13 protein-coding genes are annotated in these 19,572 nt (G+C 46.3%); 9 read left to right on the plus strand and 4 right to left on the minus strand.

Features of this window, described 5'->3' with window-relative positions:
• From Q4549_RS11440 to Q4549_RS11460, 5 genes are all read left to right on the plus strand, one after another.
• Entirely contained in the window at positions 1–801 is an 801-nt protein-coding gene (locus Q4549_RS11440) for a carbohydrate ABC transporter permease (RefSeq protein ID WP_303551395.1), read from the plus strand.
• Between the two features lie 10 nt (positions 802–811).
• Positions 812–1,084 carry a DUF2160 domain-containing protein gene (locus tag Q4549_RS11445; RefSeq protein ID WP_137674880.1) on the plus strand — a complete coding sequence of 91 codons (273 nt, stop codon included), beginning with the start codon at positions 812–814 and terminating at the stop codon, positions 1,082–1,084.
• Between the two features lie 97 nt (positions 1,085–1,181).
• Entirely contained in the window at positions 1,182–2,906 is a 1,725-nt protein-coding gene (locus Q4549_RS11450) for an ABC transporter substrate-binding protein (RefSeq protein WP_303551394.1), read from the plus strand.
• A gap of 516 nt (positions 2,907–3,422) precedes the next feature.
• Complete coding sequence (locus Q4549_RS11455) at positions 3,423–7,676, plus strand: hypothetical protein (protein ID WP_303551392.1); 4,254 nt, start codon at positions 3,423–3,425, stop codon at positions 7,674–7,676.
• Positions 7,677–7,706: 30 nt separating this feature from the next.
• Complete coding sequence (locus tag Q4549_RS11460; RefSeq protein WP_303551390.1) at positions 7,707–8,045, plus strand: hypothetical protein; 339 nt, start codon at positions 7,707–7,709, stop codon at positions 8,043–8,045.
• Positions 8,046–8,134: 89 nt separating this feature from the next.
• Here the strand turns inward: Q4549_RS11460 and Q4549_RS11465 are convergent, their stop codons facing one another.
• The 4 genes from Q4549_RS11465 to Q4549_RS11480 all read right to left on the minus strand — a co-directional run bounded on the left by Q4549_RS11465 (position 8,135) and on the right by Q4549_RS11480 (position 15,020).
• Complete coding sequence (locus tag Q4549_RS11465; RefSeq protein ID WP_303551388.1) at positions 8,135–9,382, minus strand: hypothetical protein; 1,248 nt, start codon at positions 9,380–9,382, stop codon at positions 8,135–8,137.
• Positions 9,383–9,390: 8 nt separating this feature from the next.
• Entirely contained in the window at positions 9,391–10,530 is a 1,140-nt protein-coding gene (locus tag Q4549_RS11470; protein ID WP_303551385.1) for a hypothetical protein, read from the minus strand.
• Between the two features lie 183 nt (positions 10,531–10,713).
• Entirely contained in the window at positions 10,714–11,622 is a 909-nt protein-coding gene (locus Q4549_RS11475; RefSeq protein ID WP_303551384.1) for a response regulator, read from the minus strand.
• On the minus strand, positions 11,619–15,020 hold the full coding sequence (locus Q4549_RS11480) for an ATP-binding protein (RefSeq protein WP_303551381.1): 3,402 nt from the start codon (positions 15,018–15,020) through the stop codon (positions 11,619–11,621). The genes Q4549_RS11475 and Q4549_RS11480 overlap by 4 nt, the downstream gene beginning before the upstream one ends.
• 309 nt (positions 15,021–15,329) lie before the next feature.
• Between Q4549_RS11480 and urtA the strand changes: the two genes are divergently transcribed.
• The 4 genes from urtA to urtD all read left to right on the plus strand — a co-directional run bounded on the left by urtA (position 15,330) and on the right by urtD (position 19,564).
• Positions 15,330–16,592, plus strand: a complete 1,263-nt coding sequence (gene urtA / locus Q4549_RS11485) for an urea ABC transporter substrate-binding protein (RefSeq protein ID WP_303551379.1) — start codon at positions 15,330–15,332, stop codon at positions 16,590–16,592.
• A 65-nt stretch (positions 16,593–16,657) separates the two neighbouring features.
• Positions 16,658–17,584 (plus strand): urea ABC transporter permease subunit UrtB, encoded by a 927-nt coding sequence (gene urtB, locus Q4549_RS11490; protein ID WP_303551376.1) that lies wholly within the window; start codon positions 16,658–16,660, stop codon positions 17,582–17,584.
• A gap of 11 nt (positions 17,585–17,595) precedes the next feature.
• Positions 17,596–18,813 carry an urea ABC transporter permease subunit UrtC gene (gene urtC, locus Q4549_RS11495; RefSeq protein WP_303557159.1) on the plus strand — a complete coding sequence of 406 codons (1,218 nt, stop codon included), beginning with the start codon at positions 17,596–17,598 and terminating at the stop codon, positions 18,811–18,813.
• On the plus strand, positions 18,800–19,564 hold the full coding sequence (gene urtD, locus Q4549_RS11500) for an urea ABC transporter ATP-binding protein UrtD (protein ID WP_303551370.1): 765 nt from the start codon (positions 18,800–18,802) through the stop codon (positions 19,562–19,564). Before urtC ends, urtD begins: the two co-directional genes overlap by 14 nt.
• Positions 19,565–19,572 lie beyond the last annotated feature (8 nt).

The raw sequence follows: 19,572 nt of genomic DNA on the forward strand, positions 1-19,572 counted from the left end.
ATGAACATTAAAAAAACACTAGGAATGGGCACTTACATCTTGTTTCTACTGTTACCGATTTATTGGTTATTGATTATGTCGTTTAAGAGTAATCAGGAAATTTTGGGCGGCTTAAGTTTTTGGCCTGAGCATTTCACGTTGGCTAATTACATCACTATTTTCAGCGACGCCAGTTGGTACATGGGCTACGTCAACTCAATTTACTACGTGTCGCTAAACATGGCGATTACCTTAGCGGTGGCATTACCTGCGGCTTATGCCTTCTCGCGGTTTCGTTTTATCGGCGACAAGCACCTGTTTTTTTGGCTGCTTACCAACCGAATGGCGCCTCCGGCGGTATTTTTGCTGCCCTTCTTTCAGCTTTATTCGTCGGTAGGTTTGTTCGATACCCACATTGCGGTGGCCTTGGCGCACTGCCTATTTAATGTGCCGTTGGCGGTGTGGATCCTCGAAGGTTTTATGTCTGGCGTACCAAGAGAAATTGATGAAACCGCCTACATCGACGGTTACAGCTTCCCACGCTTCTTCGCCAAAATCTTCATTCCACTGATCCGCTCAGGCATTGGCGTCACCGCCTTCTTCTGTTTCATGTTTAGTTGGGTGGAACTGTTGCTGGCGAGAACACTCACCTCGGTAGACGCGAAGCCCATTGCCGCAGTAATGACTCGCACCGTCAGTGCCTCGGGCATTGATTGGGGCGTGCTCGCGGCAGCAGGCGTATTAACCATTTTACCTGGCGTATTGGTTATCTGGTTTGTGAGAAACCATGTGGCGAAAGGTTTTGCCCTCGGACGGGTATAGGAGAAACAACATGAATTGGATGGCTTGGACGACTCCATCAGCATTATTTTTTACCGGCATTGGCTGCATTTTGTTTGCCATGACTTGCTGGGAACTAAAGAGCCCTTGTGTGGCACGTAAAGGGTTTTTACCGATCACTACCACCCGTGGTGACCGATTGTTTATTGGTTTATTAAGCAGTGCGTTTATTCATCTTGGTTTTATTGGGATGACTGAACTGAGCATTTGGTTACCGTTTTCGGTAGCGGTGGTGTGGCTGTTTATTGTGATGAAATGGGGGTGACCTGCACACAATTTGAGAGCAAAAAAGGATGTGCGAAGGCATCAATAGGTGCCGCAGAAAAAACAACATGCACTTTAAAAACAAAAGGAATGAAGAAATGCCCTACAATAAAAAATCAATGTTTAAGCTAGCTCGCCTTAGTGTGGCAATGGTTATTGCCGGCTGCAGTAGCGTAGCCTTAGCAGATCAATACAGTGATGCCGCCAAACAGTGGGTAGGTGATGAATTTACACCTTCTACGCTTAGTCAGCAGCAGCAAATGGATGAGATGGCATGGTTTACAGAAGCGGCAAAACCATTTCGCGGTATGGAAATTAATGTTGCTTCAGAAACCATTACCACCCATGAATATGAAAGTAAGACCTTAGCCAAGGCGTTTTTCGAGATTACTGGGATCAAGGTTAATCATGACTTGATTCAAGAAGGTGACGTAGTAGAAAAACTGCAAACGCAAATGCAGTCGGGTCGTAATATTTATGATGCCTACGTAAACGATTCAGATTTAATTGGTACTCACTTCCGTTACGGTAAAGTGGTGCCTATTAGTGATTTTATTAAAGGTGAGGGTAAAGATGTCACCCTCCCAACCCTAGACTTAGAAGACTTTATCGGTCTGAGTTTTACCACCGGCCCAGATGGAAAAATTTATCAACTGCCAGACCAACAGTTTGCCAACCTCTATTGGTTCCGTGCCGATTGGTTTGAACGCACCGACTTAAAAGAGAAGTTTAAAGCGGAATACGGCTACGAGTTAGGAGTACCGCTTAATTGGTCTGCCTATGAAGACATTGCTGAATTCTTCTCGGAGAAGGTAAAAACTATTGATGGTGAGCGTGTATACGGCCACATGGATTACGGTAAAAAAGATCCTTCACTCGGTTGGCGCTTCACCGATGCTTGGTTGTCTATGGCGGGTGCGGGCGACAAAGGCATTCCTAATGGTGTGCCGGTAGACGAATGGGGCATTCGAGTAGAAGGCTGTAACCCTGTGGGCTCAAGTGTAGAGCGCGGCGGTGCAACCAACGGTCCTGCGGCAGTTTACGCTACCGCTAAGTATGTTGAATGGTTGAAGAAATACGCGCCACCAGAAGCCCCAGGCATGACCTTTGGCGAAGCCGGTCCGGTACCTGCTCAAGGCAGCGTGGCCCAACAAATATTCTGGTACACCGCCTTTACAGCTGATATGACTAAACCTGGATTGCCAGTAGTGAACGAAGACGGCACGCCTAAATGGCGTATGGCTCCATCGCCGCGTGGCCCTTACTGGGAAGATGGCATGAAGCTGGGTTACCAAGATACTGGTTCGTGGACTTTCCTAAACTCTACGCCGTTAGACAGACGCCAAGCTGCTTGGTTGTATGCCCAGTTTGTAGTGTCTAAATCGGTATCGTTGAAGAAAACCTTGGTGGGCTTAACGCCTATTCGTGAGTCTGATATTAACTCGCAAGCAATGACTGATGCCGCACCTAAACTCGGTGGCTTAGTAGAGTTTTATCGCAGTGATGCACGAGTTCAGTGGACGCCAACAGGAACCAACGTACCAGACTATCCAAAACTGGCTCAACTATGGTGGCAATACGTAGCAGAAGCGGCCAGCGGTGAGAAAACACCTCAAGAAGCGATGGATGGGCTAGCCGCAGCCCAAGACAAAGTGTTAACTCGCTTAGAGCGCAGTGGCGCGCAAGGAGAATGTGGACCTAAGCTTAATCCTAAGCAAGACGCCTCTTATTGGCTAAACCAACCTGGCTCACCTAAAGCCAAATTAGCCAACGAGAAGCCACAGGGTAAAACTATTGCTTATAAAGATTTAATCGCCCAATAAGCAAGTGACTCAAACAAAAGACCCAGCCAAGCTGGGTCTTTTTGTAAGCTTTTTAAGTCGGGATAAATAGCAGGTTTGGTTTTAAATAAGAGTCAACACTTTTGAGCTTGCTAGGTATATTTTTTCTATTCTTCTTCGTGTGCCTTTATAAGCCTACTTCTGTCTTTGTTGGGCTCACACAACTGTAGTCTTGCTATTTCTTTTTCTATAGAGTTTTTATTTTTGTCCTTCCCAATCTTTTCATTCTCAGCCAACTTCCTTCTTAAAGCAAAAAAGTGTATCAGCCCCTTTTCTTGAGAGGCTCTTTACCAAGCTTGTGCACCATTTTTTACAGGCCTGCGGATAAACTCATTAACAAAACGTCTGCTTCTATTGGCTTATTCAGGTTTTGTCAGCTATTAGTTTTTGATTAGCCTTCGTCAGTATTCTCACAACTTAGCCGTGTGGCGTCTTGTAGCTCTCTTTTAAACTTCTATGACAGCCCGTATTTAATGCGAGATAAGAGGAATATGTCTTATGCCAAGCTCTTCCAGCTTTACTCGAATGATGGATCCTTTGGTTACACTGGAGTCACTACCAGGGATTAGCCAAGGCGATATAGCAGCGCTGCGGCAAATAGATATCTTCTCAGTGAGCGATTTATTGCACTTTAAGCCTGTTCACTATGCCCAGATCCTAAAAGCATATAGCCAAGGTTTGATTAATCACCATATAGAGCGGGCAGCCTACTTGAAGGACGAGTTTGCTGCAGTTGAAGTGGCTGCCGTTGGTTATTTGCCCCCAAATTCCTTGCGCGAACTAAGCGCTAGGTCAGCGCAAATCTTGGAAAGCTTTTTCGGTATTGTTTCAATTAATGAACTGGCAGAATTTGGGCTTTATCATGCCGCTCAGCGTTATTTAACGCAACCAGCACAAGGTTTCGATGAGGCCCCTTCTGCGCCCGATGAACTAATGCCAGGGATGATTGGTAGCACTCATAGCAGCGTTCGCTTCTCTAGCTACGTGAAGGGACAGAGATATCAACTGCAAGGGTTACGCATAGATGCTCAAACTACTGATAATAGCTTTGCTGGCCTGTTAATGAGTGACAGCGTGTCGGCGCTTATGGAACAAAAGCCACCGCTAAGTTTCTATCTTGGATACATTGTTCATCTTAAGCAATATTGGCGCAACATGGGGACACATTTAGGCGAGGTTATTCATTCGTTGGCGCTAGCACCCGGCGAGTCGCGCAATATTGCCGTGATTGATTGGTATCGCAAACAAAGCTCTAGTAGAGGCGAGACCACGCGGATTGACGAGCAACTAAGCAATAGCATGACTCACACTCGGGCCCTGGATGAAGTGACTCAAGCTACGGCTTTGGAGCATCAACGTGGCCAAACCAATAGCGAGGCCTCTACCAGCTCGGTGGGTACTGGCTTGTCTGCCGGTGTCGGAGGTGGACGCTCCGATGGGGGAAACGCCAGCGGCACCTTGCCACTTAAAGAGCTTACCGGTATTCCGATGGATCTAGACCTCTCTGCTGCCAGTATTTTATCCAGCGCTGGCGGGGCAGGGGGCTCTGCAGTGTTTTCGCATGTGGCTCAAGAAGGGGTGGTGCAAACCGAGACCAACTCTACTCGGCAACTGGTGTCTGAGTTGCAGCAGAACATTACCGACCGCAGCGTGCAAAACGCCTCATCAATGCGCTCTATTCGCTCTTCGGTGGTGGTGACTGATGAACAACAAGAATCTGAGCAAATCACTACCCGTAATGTTACCAATTACAATCATATGCACGCCTTAACCGTGCAATATTTTGAGGTGCTACAGAAGTATCAAGTAGAAATAGATACGCTCGATTACACCCCGATCATGTACTTGCCCTATCGCCCCATCACTTTTGACTTCGAGTTTATCCGTGCCCATTGGCGGGTATTGCAAGCCTTAGTAAAACAGGATTCAGCACGGCTCTATCAGCGTTTTGCTTCAATCATAGAGCGGCCTGATTATTCGACAGAAGTGATTGATATCAGCAGCGATCTTTCTGTTACCGCGATCACCGCTCATATTGTCACCCTTGAAGATAGTCATTGGGCCTTGATCTACCGTAACAGTAGCTCGGTTGAACACCGGGTGACGGGACTCGGGCCTAAAATATCTCGCGATGTTGATTTCAGTGGTCGCGACCGCATGCGCTTGGATGACTTAGTTTCATTGGAAGTGACGGCTGTTTTACCTCCAGTAGCAGGTAGCCCGGATTTATCTCATATTCAATTTATCAAAGCTGAATTGGATATGACAATAGTCGATGAGGGAGCGAACGAAACTAAGGTGAGTCTATCCGTCCCGTATACTTTGCTTGCTCGGGATTCTAAAGTACTGTTTTCTGATTTGAAATCTGAAGTGATCAGTGCGCTTGAGCAGCAAGCGAGCATTGTCCCCTTGGATTACATTAAAGAGATTGAGTTGTTTTTTAATCGACAGCGTTATGCTGCTACGCGTTTATTGATTTTTTCGACTGAACGCGAGCAGTTAAGTGCGGTGCTAGAAAGTCTCCACATCCAATCGGCACTTCATCCACCATTACCCTTGATGGAGTTGGCTTCCGCCACACCGGTGGGCTTCACCGAGAACTTCATCATTCTTAAGCTTCATCAGTCGGAACAACAAGCGGCAGAGCAATCTTTGGTGCTAAGTGAAGCTGTGAGTACGGTTCACGGTAAGGATCAGCAAGCTTCTTTTAATCGGCCACTATCTGGGCGCTTAAAAGTACGAAAGCAGGGAGAGTGTTGTCAAATAGAAATAGAGTTGATGTCTTCAGCGGAGCGCAGCAGTGATGACATCATTGCAGAAATTACCCTACAACTGCATGGCCAAGGTCCGAGTTATCAGGGAAGTGGCTTTATCCGAGAGCCTAGTCCTGACGGAGAACTAAGCATTTCACTTCACAAGGTTAGCTTGGATTGGCAGGACACTAAGTTTGAGCTTTATAGTGAATTTCTGAATCAGGGTAAAGTGACCCACTATGACTTAGAGGGCGTCATTAGCCCCGCTGTTGCCGAGCCTCATCCTTTACGTTCAAGCATCGACTGTTATTTAAGAACACTGCGTAGCAGCTTTGTGGATCTCATTGGCCAACAGCGCGTTACCGACACCATTTATCTTCCTTCGGCCGGTGTCTTTGGGGAAGCAATACTAGGGCGGGCGAATAGCGCAGAGAAGATAGATGCCAGTCGTTATTTCAATTGGCAAGATTCGCTTATCCCGCACACAGCCTCAGAGATAGCCGCCATTCAAGCGGGGAGCCGTGACAGCGGTATCTCCGATATGAATGCCACGGTAACCGACGGAAATCTCAGCATTATGCCGCCCACGCCTTTGCCCAACTCACAGACCGCCGCCGCGACGTTAGCCGCACTGGGCACGCCAGGACTATTCCGCGATGCTTCAGGCAGTGACTTATTGAGCTCAACCTTATCTACCTTGGCCGAGGTGGCACTGCAAACCGCACAACACGCTGGAACACTGGCGGGCGATGCGCGCAGTGATGCTTTAAATAGTGCGGTTTCGCTAGGTCAACAAGTATCCGATGTGTTGGCCAGTGTTAACTCCAAGCCATCTGGTCCAATAGCCAATCCTAGCAATGTGACAGAAGCGGGAGCGGGAATTAACCAGGGGTTGGGAATTAATAACAGTAATCAAAATGCCTTTAATGGTGAGAACTCTAGTCAAAATAATAATCATAACCAAAATGACAATGCCGCGAACAATGAAACTAACGTTGCTACCGGTGCTAGTGCAGGCGCAAATGCCGGGGCGGGAAGCTCTTCAGGTGGTGGCTCTGGAGGGAGTGGCGGCAGCAGTGGTGGTTCTGGGCATGGTGGAACACAAACGGAAATCGTGAATGTCACGCTGAGAGGCTTTGTACCCAGCCAGTTATGGGCTCTGTCAAACGCCTTTGATATAAACGAAATGTCAGTCACTTCCGTGGCGAGCACTTTGGTCGATATGAAAGACTTTATTACGACGTTGATCAGTGAGGGCTGGGATAAAGCGGTAGCTAAAAGTGAGCTTGGCAACACTGAGTGCGCCGATTTGTTACGGGCAATATTCCGCTTTGAAGGCGATGACCGAGAGTTTAGCGAAGGTGATGCTCAGGGGATCGGCTCCATGTTCGAGTTGAGCGTTCAAGTTAAGTTGAATAGGGCGACGGGCGAAATTAGGCAAGTGACAGAACAAAATAAGGCCTTTGGAACTCCAGGCTTATATACGCAGTTAGATTCTACGGGGAATGTTGGTGACGTTTGGTGGGCTGAAGGTAAGGAGACTGATGCGACAGTTTTCGATAAAACCGACGTTAATCTTGGCGATAAATCGCTGCTAGAGCTAGGGGCCAATGGAAGGATTTTGACTTTGGCAGTGTTAGGGGCGCGGCCATACGCACCTTACGATGGCGCGAGTTTTGGCGAAATGAAGAGCACCATAAAGTTAGGCGATTATGTGGACTTTGAGTTGCCCTTAAAAGATGTGTTTACCGCCGTAGTTGACCGAATTGGTCTTGGCTCTGTTCACGCGCTGTTTGAAGTTAGCTTCAATTGGGAGCATGGTCAACTGAAGGTGTCTGTCGCTGCGGAACACCAGTATTTTCCTTGTTATGAAGTCATAGTTGACTACGCTGGAGAGTCGACCTCGGTTTATACTTTTGATGCTCGACAACATGGTCAAGGGCCGAGCTCGTTATCTCGCTCAAAACAAAGCCAAGAGGGTAAAGTCACGAGGCTGTAAGCAACTTCATCGGGGGGCTAGGATGGCTTAGTGGAGTTCTATCGCAGTGATGCACAAGTTCAGTGGACGCCAACAGGAACTAACGTACCAGACTATCCAAAACTGGCTCAACTATGGTGGCAATACGTAGCAGAAGCAGCCAGCGGTGAGAAAACACCTCAAGAAGCGATGGATGGTTTAGCCGCAGCCCAAGACAAAGTGTTAACTCGCTTAGAACGCAGTGGCGCGCAAGGAGAATGTGGACCTAAGCTTAATCCTAAGCAAGATGCCTCTTACTGGTTAAACCAACCTGGCTCACCTAAAGCCAAATTAGCCAACGAGAAGCCACAGGGTAAAACCATTGCTTATAAAGACTTAATCGCTAAGTAACCTGATGGGTTCATTCTTAGCCGACCTAAGGGTCGGCTTTTTTGTGGTTCAGTTATTTTCAAAAGCGACGGTAGCGGTTTAACAACACGCTAATCGAAAATACTGCCTAGCTGTGAAGTAGAGATAAAACTGTTTTGTTGTTTAAGTTGTTGCTGCAAGTCCTTGAGTTGGCGCTGGTCGCTGTATTTAGGGAATACGCTCACATCAGCAAGTTGGTTGATAGAAAGCCTGCCTCGTCGCCATTTAGCCCAACTAGCGTTAAGCAATAAACGGTCGGTTTCACGAAGAAATTGCTTGCTGCGGTAACGCCATATTATTTGCTTTAATACACGGCTGAGAAATTTGTTTTGCTTAGTCATAGCCAGCTGGTAAAGATACTCATAAAACGACAAGTCTTCTTCACTCTTAGGTGATAGCTGTTTTAAGTCTGTGGTAGTAATTGGTTCAGAAAATTTAAAATTAGTAATATCGTTGAGCTGCATCGCCATATGAGTTCGATAACATTTGGCACAGCGCCCGCAATTGCAGTTTGGATCTTTCCAGCATACCCATAAGTTGTGCAGGGCATCGGGGTAGTGTTTGATGGCGGCGATTTTCTTTGCTCGATCTGCTTCTAAACCCACATGTGATAACTCACAGGACTCCGATGACCAGAGTGGATCTACCAATGGGTGGCCGTTTGATGGGTGCACTGCATCATAAGTAACCGCTGCGCTGCACAAAGCACTTTTAGGGTTAAGCAGCAGTGCCACGCTGGCAAGCGAAGCGCCAAAATTAGCGAAACGCGCTAAACGGGTCCAGCCGGTAAACTCCTTCAAATTGCTTTCAACACAAATCAATCGCTTGTCGAAGATGTGAGCCGTTCTCTGACAGCGTGCCACCATATTGCGCCACGTGGTTTTGTCCATGCTGAAATCAAAGCCGTTTATCAGAATAAGATTCTCTAGCTGGTTTAGATGCTGAATCAACGAATAGGTGCCGTCTACGCCGCCAGAAAAAAATACGCTATGACCCAACTGTTTATTTGACGGTTTAAAGCTTTGAGTGGTGGCTTGAATATTGATTATCTTAAAAATGGGGTTCCAAGCATGCATGATGGTTTGGATTTTCTGCAAGTTTTCTAGCAAGGTTGCGGATACGTAATACTGCCTATCTACCACGATATCTTCACCCAAAAACATCGCCGGGGCTAAGGCTGAACAAATAAATGGGCTGGCATCGTTCCCCGCCAAAACCAAATCGGGGCTGCTCTTAAACCATAAGGGAAAAGGCCCAAGCATGGCTGAGAGTTTATTGTAACGGCGGTGCTTTTCTAGGTTAAGTTGATGAATTCGCATAAGGCGGACTAGTGCTTTTTAACGAGTTGTTTTAGTTTGTGGGCGTAGCCGTGAAGCACTAAGTCATCAAATTGATTGGCCAGTTCTCGTAGTTGAAAGTTTCGCTTTATATGCTCAAGGGCTTCGGTTAATACCTTGTCGTGAGCTTGCTTTGCCTGCTCGATGTTTTCTTCAAGAAACTGCACATCATGCACGTTATACAATTTTAGTGGGCGGAGGCGTTGCTTGATTTTTTGGTCGCTAAGTTTAGGAAAGGTGTTGCACTCTATGCCGAGTGCTCGCAAGCTGCTCATGGTACGTAGGCATTTTTCGCATTCGCCGCAGTTATAACCATGATCGTGCCAGCATACTCGTAGTATGTTTAGGTAGTCAGGGTCTTGGCTTAGCACCTTTAGTTTGTCGATTCTTTTACAAGCTGCACCATGGTGTTCTATTTGAGTATGGTGATTACTCCATAAATGATCGGTGATGTAATTAGATCCCTCTGGAATATTGTTTTCATAGGTTAACCCAGACGCGATAAAGCATTTTTTCACGCCCAAGGCTAAAGCAATGCTCGATAAACCGCCGCCAAAACACACTCCCCAATTTAGCTGGTGGTGATAACCTAAAAAACGCACATTGGTTTCGCAGGGGACTAGTTGTTTGCCTTTACTGGCCAAATATTGCTTGTTGCAGTTAAAGGCTTGTTGATACAAATTATCGCTGGAAAGCTGCATATCAATGCCTTTGGCAAACAATAGGTAGTCTATCTGCTGTTGTTTTTGGTTAAAGGTGTAACTCCCATCTATACCACCAGAAAAAAAAGACACCGTGTCGTTGTTAGCATTAGCCGGCTCCATGGCGACACCGCCGTTTACTTTAATCGTACTCAGTTGATGCTTAAGGTAGGGCTGCCAGTAGCTAAAAATATGTTGCAGTTGCTCTAGGTTATTCAGCAAAGTGGGTGAGTAGTTGGCGCTATCTTCTAGTTGTAAATCTTGATTCTTGGCCATGCTTATTAGCAAGCAGGCTGCAATAAAGGGATCAGCACTTAAGGCCGGAGGGTACTGCTCTGGAAACTTATACCACAAGTCAAAACCCGCGCAGTCGGCACGTAAAATAGCCTGTCCTGCTGTGTGTTCTATGCGGATTTGAGAAATCTTCATAAAGCCTCCTCGCTAGCTGTTAATCCTAGTGGCAATAAGCTTTTTTATACAATTAAGCGGAAGGACTAAGGCGTGGATTCATCAGAAAAGCCTTATTTGCAGTTAGCTATTGTTTACACTTGCCCGAGCCAACTTGCTCGGTTCAGGTACAATCATTATTTAAAAATGCGTTAATTCATTAGCTTATATTTCATTTAGATAGGCCAAGCAGACTGCCGTTGCACTGGTTCGGTTCTCTACGGCTAACTTTTGAAATATGGCTTCAAGGTGTTTATTGACAGTACGCGGACTCATATCCAATATTTGGGCAATTTCACGATTGGTTTTTCCTCTCGCTAACCAAAACAGCACTTCAGACTCACGTTCAGTTAAGGCAAAGCGTTGGCGCAGTGAATCGCGCATGCTGTGCTCGTCGTTGTCGACTAATCGCAGTAAGTGTTCTCCGGGGGATGATTGCCCCAGATAGCGGATCTGCAGCGGCTTATCTAGTTTAGCTAGCGACAATATCGAATGTTTCTCTGGCTTATGCATAAGCCACGTTTTTAGTTGTTGGGTGAGTAATTCAAGGTTTTGATTAAGCTCTATGTTTATTGAGCTTAAAAGCGCGGCCGCTTTAGAGCTACGCCAAATAACAGCTGCTTTATTGTTGATGGTGAAGGTGGCTTGGCCTAACTCATCTAAAGCGCCGTGAGCGCTGCGAGTGAGGCGCGCATTGCTAAGGTGAACTTTTATTCGCGCGAATAACTCATCGAGCTTTATGGGTTTATGGATATAGTCGACACCGCCTGATTCTAAGCCCTTAATCATTGATTCGCTGTCGCTCAAACCGGTCATAAATATCACTGGAATATCGCTAAAATCGCTATCTTGTTTAAGCAGTTGACAGGCTTCAAAACCGTCCATGTTGGGCATTAAGGCATCCATGAGTACTAAATCTGGATTAATCCGTAGGCTAATATCTAGGGCCTGCTGTCCATCCATGGCAATGAGTACCGTATAACCTTGTTCGTTGAGGGCGGTGTTTAACATGGTTAAAGATTCGGCCGCGTCGTCGACTACTAAAATAACGCCTTTCGAGCTTGCCGTGTTCATGATAAATCCTCCTTTTCTATGAGCTGTTCGCAAGCCATGCTTATTTTAGAAAACTGAAATTGACTTAAGTCTTGTCTGAACTGCTGGGTAATGACTAAAAGCTTTGGGTCACATTCTAAGTGCTGCAACCCTTGCTCAATGCCTTGTACAAAACCCAGTTGCGCCATCTGGTTAATTTCGTTTAGCTGTTCTCGCTGATGTTGATTGATCGTTGGCGCTGTATTTGTCACTAGCGAAGAGGGTTGAGGTGGTGTTGGCGGCGTTATTGAGCTAAATCGCCAAGTAATGGCTAAGGCTTTGGCTATTTTCTCAAGTAGCGCGTTGTAACGTATTGGCTTGGCTAAATAGTCATTGTGAAGAGCTTGTTCAACATGGCGGATCCCTGCGTCTAAAAACGAGGGTTCATTAGCATTCGCCGACACCATAATAATGGGTGATTCTACCGCTTGTTTACGCAACTCAGCCAGTAATTGCCAACCACTCATCACGGGCATGGAGATGTCTAATAGAAACAAATCAACCTTGTTGTGTTTTAGAGCACTTAAACAGTCAATAGCATCACTGGCCTCTAACACGCTAAAGCCTAAAGGCTGGAGAATTTGTAGCACTAGACTTCTATGGTTGGGGTCATCATCTACTACCATAACGGTTTTACTTGGTCCATCTATGGATTCTATTTTACCTAAGGTTGGCGCTTGGCTGGGGGCTTTTTCAATGCTTGAGAGCATCAGACTCAATTTAAATACGCTGCCTTTTCCAGGCTCGCTAGTGAGGCTGATATTGCCACCCATTATTTCAGTGAGCAATTGAGTTATGGTTAAACCAAGGCCCGTTCCTTGAGCTTGTACTGAACCACTGCGACGCACTCGCTCAAAGGGTTTGAAGACCCGTTCTTGGTCTTGTTCACTTATGCCAACACCGGTATCACTAATGGTAAATTCGGCCACTTGATTGCGATAATGCACTTTTAGCGAGACTTCACCATGCTGGGTAAATTTTACCGCGTTGGATAATAGGTTGATCAAAATTTGCCGTAAGTGGGTTTCATCTGCCACTACCCAATGAGGTAGATAAGGACTCGGTTGGTAGCTAAAACTAATGCCTTTATTCTTGGCTTGTAAGCTAAACATATCGACCAAGTCGTTGAGTAAGGCACCTATTTCCACTTGGTCTCGCTGCAGTTCAAGCTTACCCGCTTCAATTCTTGAAATGTCCAATAAGCCTTCGATAATGTCGGCCAAGTGCTCGCCACTGCGTTTGATTAACGAAACTTTAGCCACATGTTCGTTAGCCAAGGTGGGGGCTTTTTCTAATAACTGGGCATAACCCAAGACTGAATTTAGCGGTGTTCTTAACTCGTGACTAATGCCGGTGAGATAGCGGCTTTTGGCATGGTTAGCCGATTCCGCGGTTTCTTTCGCTTGCTGTAGGGCTTGGTCAGTGGCTTCGTGGGCAGAGATTTCTTGGCTGAGTAACTGGGTTTGGCGCTGCGATTCATCTAACGCAAACTGGCGGCTGTCGTTGGCCAATACAAACAGCCACACCAACACCCCCATAATGATCATTAATAAAAAGAATATATGGCTTAAGGTGGCTGAAATAGCAGCTTTGGTGGCTACTTCGCTTCCTGGTATTCGTGCGTACACCAGATAAAACAAACTCGCGATAAGCATGGCGATTAGCGCCATCAAGCCAGAAAAGTGCAACAAGCGGGTATTCATTAACGACGAGACAGATTTAGGGAGAATTAAGGCTACAAACTGACTTAATTGCTGGCCAAATCGGGCGTTGGTTTTGCACTGATCGTGACAGCGCGCATCTAAGGTGCAACACAAAGAACAAATTGCTCCACCGTAGGCTGGGCAACTGGCTAAATCCTCAATCTCAAAGCTATTTTGGCAAACCGTACACTCACCTTGGATTGTATTAGGTAGTGTGGACTCCCTAGCCAGGTAATAGCGCCCTTGGGTGAGCACAGCAATAATGGGCGAGCAAACAAATGCACAGCCCAAACCGATAAACGGCGCTAGCGCTTGGGCGGTATCGCCGAGGTTGCCGGTATAACAATATATTCCGGCAAACGAGGCAAATACCATGGCACCTACCCCAACCGGATTAATGTCGTAGAGGTGAGCGCGCTTAAACTCAATATGTTTAGGGCTTAAACCCAAGGGTTTATTGATGATCAAATCGGCAACCAGCGCACCTACCCAAGCCACGGCCACGTTAGAGTAGATACCTAGAATATCTTCGATGGCCGAGTAGATACCCAGCTCCATAATAAGCAGCGCGATGATGACATTAAACACCAGCCAAACCACTCGCCCTGGGTGGCTATGGGTTAAACGCGAAAAAAAGTTAGACCAAGCAATAGAGCCAGCATAAGCATTGGTAACGTTAATTTTTAGCTGACAAACCAGTACGAAAATACCGGCAAGCGATAGGGCAACCAGCGGTGACTGCGTCATATATGAAAATGCCACTTGGTACATTTGAATCGGGTCACCGGCCACATCTTGGCTCACCCCTGCGTTAATCGCTAACACCACTAAAAATGATCCCAGTAAAATTTTCACCGCGCCGACAATTATCCAACCGGGACCGGCCGAGAGTAATGCTAACCACCAACATGCTCGATGTTTTTTGTTGGCCTCTGGCATAAAGCGTAAAAAGTCGACTTGTTCGCCAATTTGCGCCATTAAAGAGAACAGTATTCCCGAAGCTGCACCAAATAGATGCAGGTTAAATTGGCCTGTAGAGCCGGTTTCTTGGTTGCCGCGGTATTGTAGCCAGTTGTCTATGGCGCTCGATTCGTGCCACAGGATAAATACAAAAGGGGTGATTTGTAATACTAGCCACAGGGGCTGGCTCCACAGCTGAAAGCGGCTAATAAACGTAATGCCATGGGTAACTAAAGGAATAACAACGATCGCGCTAATTAAGTAACCAATGCTTAGAGGGATATCAAATAATAGTTCTAAGGCTGAGGCCATTATCGCCGCTTCAATGGCAAAAAAGATAAAGGTAAAAGAGGCGTAGATTAGCGAGGTAATGGTAGAACCAATGTAGCCAAAGCCCGCGCCACGGGTGAGCAAATCAATGTCTACGCCGTAACGTGCCGCGTAGTAAGAGATAGGCATACCGCAAAAAAAGATAATCGCTGAAACGACTAAGATTGCGGCGAGTGAGTTGCTAAACCCATAGCTGAGCATTAACGCTCCGCCTATTGCTTCTAAGGCAAGAAAAGAGATAGCGCCTAAGGCAGTATTAGAGACGCGAGCAACTGACCATTGCCTAGCACTTTTAGAGGTAAATCTCAGCGCATAATCTTCCAAGGTTTGATTGGCGACCCAGCGGTTGTAGTTTCGCCTCGCCTTAAATACGTGCTGATCCTTCATGGTTTACGCGCCTTCCTTTTATTGGCTTAGCCAGAAGTAAGCATTAATCACGCCGAATCACCATCATGGTAATGTCATAAATATCAATAGAATCAGTATGTTATTGATAGGTTGAGAATATGGGGATGGCTTGTTATCAGCATGCGCTAATGAGTCTTGACCCTAAATCAATCGTTGCATTGTGGCTATGCGTCAAATGACGTAGTGGGCTAGAGCAATTAGCTAATTTTGCTGTTTAGCCGATTTTTGCAAAATGGTAGTCAGCAAGTATGGACACATTGTCTTACACACTCAGCAGGGACTATCACTATGCAAAAACTTAATAAATCAGGCTTAAGCAATGTGCTACGCCGGAACATTCTAAAAGGAATGATGGCATTGCCAGCAGCTATGTTGGTGTCACAGCTAAGCTTAGCCGCTGCCATGAGCACCGCCGAGGTGAATACCACCGGTTTAGCGGTGACCGACGATACTGTGAAGGTAGGTATCTTACATTCCATCACTGGCACCATGGCCATTAGTGAGACGGGTTCGGTACAAGCAGAGATGTTGGCGATTGAACAGATTAACGCTATGGGTGGCGTACTGGGTCGTCAAATTGAATATGTGCAAGAAGATGGCGCCAGTGACTGGCCAACCTTTGCTGAAAAATCTAAAAAACTATTAGTAAAAGATAAGGCCGCTGCGGTATTTGGTTGTTGGACATCAGCATCGCGCAAAGCGGTACTGCCAGTGTTTGAACAATACAACGGCATGCTTTATTACCCTACATTCTATGAGGGCTTGGAGCAGTCACCGAATGTTATTTACACGGGTCAAGAAGCCACTCAGCAGATCATTTCTGGTATCGATTGGGTAACCAAGACCAAAGATGCTAAAAGCTTTTTCTTGTTAGGTTCGGATTATATTTGGCCGCGTACCTCTAATAAAATTGCTCGTAAGCACATTGACAAATTAGGCCTTAAGGTAGTTGGCGAAGAGTACTACCCGCTAGGTCACACCTCATTTAACTCTGTTATCAACAAAATCAAATTGAAAAAACCTGATGTTATCTACGCGATTGTTGTGGGTGGCTCTAACGTGGCTTTTTACAAGCAACTTAAAGCGGCTGGCATTGATATGACCAAAGAGAAACCATTGGTTCTGACTATCTCAGTTACCGAAGATGAAATCTTAGGCATTGGTGGCGAAAACATGCAAGGCGCTTACGCGGCGATGAAGTACTTCCAAAGCCTGACTAACACAAATAACCAAGAGTTTGTTGCTGCCTTTAAGAAGCGCTGGGGTGATGACATCGTAATTGGTGATGTAACACAGGCGGCTTACTTAGGCCCATGGTTATGGAAAGCCGCAGTAGAAAAAGCCGGCTCGTTTGATATTGATAAAGTGCGTGCTGCTTCACCAAATCTTGAACTTACCACTGCACCAGAGGGCTATGTGAAGGTTCATGAAAACCATCACTTATGGTCTAAAACACGTATCGGTCATGCCTTACCGAATGGCCAGTATGAAGTGGTGTATGAAACAGAAGACCTGATTGAGCCAAACCCATTCCCTAAAGGTTATCAGTAACCACGTGTTGTGACCTAGTGCGCTAGGTCACCTTCCTTTTCTATAGCTTTAATGAGGAACACAAGATGTTTGCCGATTATACCAGCTCAGAGCTTACCGCCATTTTCGCCATGCAGGGATTTGCCGGTCTAATTTTATTTTCTGTATTTGTTCTTATGGCTTTAGGTTTGGCCATTATATTCGGCCAAATGGGTGTGATTAATATGGCGCACGGCGAATTTATGATTCTCGGTGCTTACATTACCTACCTTACCTCTCAGCTATTTAGCGCCTATTTACCTAGCTTATTTGACGGCTACTTCTTTATTGCCATGTTGCTGGCTTTTGTGGTCACCGGAGCCTTAGGCGCTTTTGTGGAGTGGGCAATGATTCGCCATTTGTACAAGCGCCCTTTAGATACCTTATTAGCGACTTGGGGCTTAAGCCTAATTTTACAGCAACTTTACCGCACCGTATTTGGTGCTAGGGAAGTGGGGGTGAGCTTACCTGATTGGTTAATGGGATCTTACGCCATCACCGACATTATTGAAGTGCCGATTAACGGCATATTTGTCATGGTGCTCACCATCTTTATCACCATTGGCGTTTACTTGTTGATGCAAAAATCACGTTTGGGTAAACAAACTCGCGCAGTGGTGCAAAACCGCGCTATGGCCGGTGCTGTGGGCATTAATACCGAGAGGGTGGATCGCTATACCTTTGCTTTGGGCTGCGGTATTGCAGGCGTCGCTGGCTCGGCCTTTACCATGGTGGGATCTACCGGACCTACCGCCGGGCAATTGTACATTGTAGATACCTTTTTAGTGGTGGTATTTGGTGGCGCTTCTAGCTTACTTGGCACAGTAGCCTCTGCCTTTACCATCTCACAAGCTCAATCCACCATGGAATTTTTCCTTAGTGGTTCTATGGCTAAAGTTCTCACCTTATTGACCGTGGTCGGCATTTTAATGCTACGCCCACAAGGTTTGTTTTCGCTCAAGGTTCGTCGTTAGGGAGAATGATGATGTCATCACAAATTAGTGCTGCGCCTGCGCAGAATAGTAGCCCAGTAGATTGGTGGAAGTACCTTTTATTGGCTGTAATCTTATTGCTTGTTTTACCTTTGGCATTAGATATTTTCCGGCTGAATTTAATCGGCAAATACCTTACCTACGCTTTCGTCGCGATTGGCTTGGTGTTGTGCTGGGGATGCGGCGGCATTTTAAGTCTAGGCCAAGGGGTATTCTTTGGTTTAGGTGGGTATTGCATGGCGATGTTTCTGAAGCTGGAAGCGTCAAACCCAGAAGCCACTGCCATTCAGTCTACTCCTGGTATTCCTGATTTTATGGATTGGAATCAGCTCACCGAGTTGCCATGGTTTTGGCAGCCCTTCCATAGCTTAAGCTTTACCTTATTGGCGGTGATTGCGGTGCCGGTGATATTTGCTTTTATCATTGGTGTTGCGATGTTCACACGACGGGTAGGTGGCGTGTACTTCGCCATTATTACTCAAGCCATTGCCGCTATTCTCACCATTTTGATTATTGGCCAGCAAGGCTATACCGGTGGGGTAAACGGCATTACCGATTTACGCACCTTTGTAGGCTGGGACATTCGTACCGAGTCTGCTCAGTATCTTCTTTACTTCGTGAACGTTGCTTTGCTATTTGCGTGCTTGTTTGCAGCCTTGTATATCAAACGCTGTAAGTTAGGTCGTTTGCTGGTGGCGATGCGCGAGAAAGAAGACCGAGTGCGCTTTTCTGGCTACAACGTAGCAAGCTTCAAAATCTTTGTTTTTTGTATAGGCGCAGCATTTGCGGCTATTGGTGGCGCAATGTTTACTCTGCAGGTGGGCTTTATGTCGCCTTCGTTTGTGGGCATCGTGCCGTCGATTGAAATGGTGATCTTTTGTGCGGTAGGCGGACGTTTGTCGCTGTTGGGCGCAGTATACGGCACTTTATTGGTTAACTTAGCCAAAACCAGCTTCTCAGAGTCTTTTCCCGAGCTGTGGTTATTTGCCATGGGGGCGCTGTTTATTGGCGTGGTATTGGCGTTTCCAGACGGCTTAGCTGGCTTGTATCAAACCTACATTCAACCTTGGTTTAAGCACTTTATTAATCGTGAAAAAGTGGGGCTAACTCCGCCAGCGCCAATTCCAGAAAAAACCACCACTCCAGCTAAAGAACCAGTGACGTCTAGCCTGTCATCATCACTTGAGGAGAGCCGTAATGTCCCAGCTTAATCAAAAAACTAGCGACAAAGACTTTGTACTAAGTGTTGAGGGGTTAACGGTGTCCTTTGACGGATTTAAAGCGGTAGATGATTTGTCATTATATGTAGAAGAGCAGGAAATCAGAGTCATTATTGGCCCCAATGGCGCGGGTAAAACTACGGTGTTAGACCTTATTTGTGGCCGAACTAAAGCCACTGAGGGCTCTATTAAATTTAAGAAAAAGGAGCTAACCAAACTTAAAGAGCACCAAATTGTGCACGCAGGGGTTGGGCGAAAATTTCAAACACCATCGATATACGAAGACCTAAGCGTATTTGAAAACCTAGAAATATCTTACCCGCGGGGGCGTAACGTTTGGGGTGCTTTAACCTTTAAACGTGACCAGGAAGTACAAGACAAGATTCTAGAAATTGCAGAAATGGTGTTTCTCACCGACAAGCTTCACGACCAAGCTGACTTACTCAGCCATGGCCAAAAACAATGGTTAGAAATAGGCATGTTGCTGATTCAAGACCCTGAACTACTGATGCTTGATGAGCCTGTAGCAGGCATGTCAGTGGCCGAGCGCAAGCAAACTGCAGAGTTGCTACAAAGCATCACTAAGCAGCGTTCGGTGCTGGTGATTGAGCATGATATGCAATTTGTCGAAGACATTGCAGATCGGGTGACCGTGTTGCACCAGGGAAAGGTGCTATCTGAAGGCTCGATGCAGCGGGTGAAGAACGATCCCAAAGTTATTGAAGTTTACTTAGGTCATTAAGGAGAAGG

This window comes from Agarivorans sp. 2_MG-2023 (assembly GCF_030548085.1).
In the GTDB taxonomy this organism is placed as follows: Bacteria; Pseudomonadota; Gammaproteobacteria; order Enterobacterales; family Celerinatantimonadaceae; genus Agarivorans.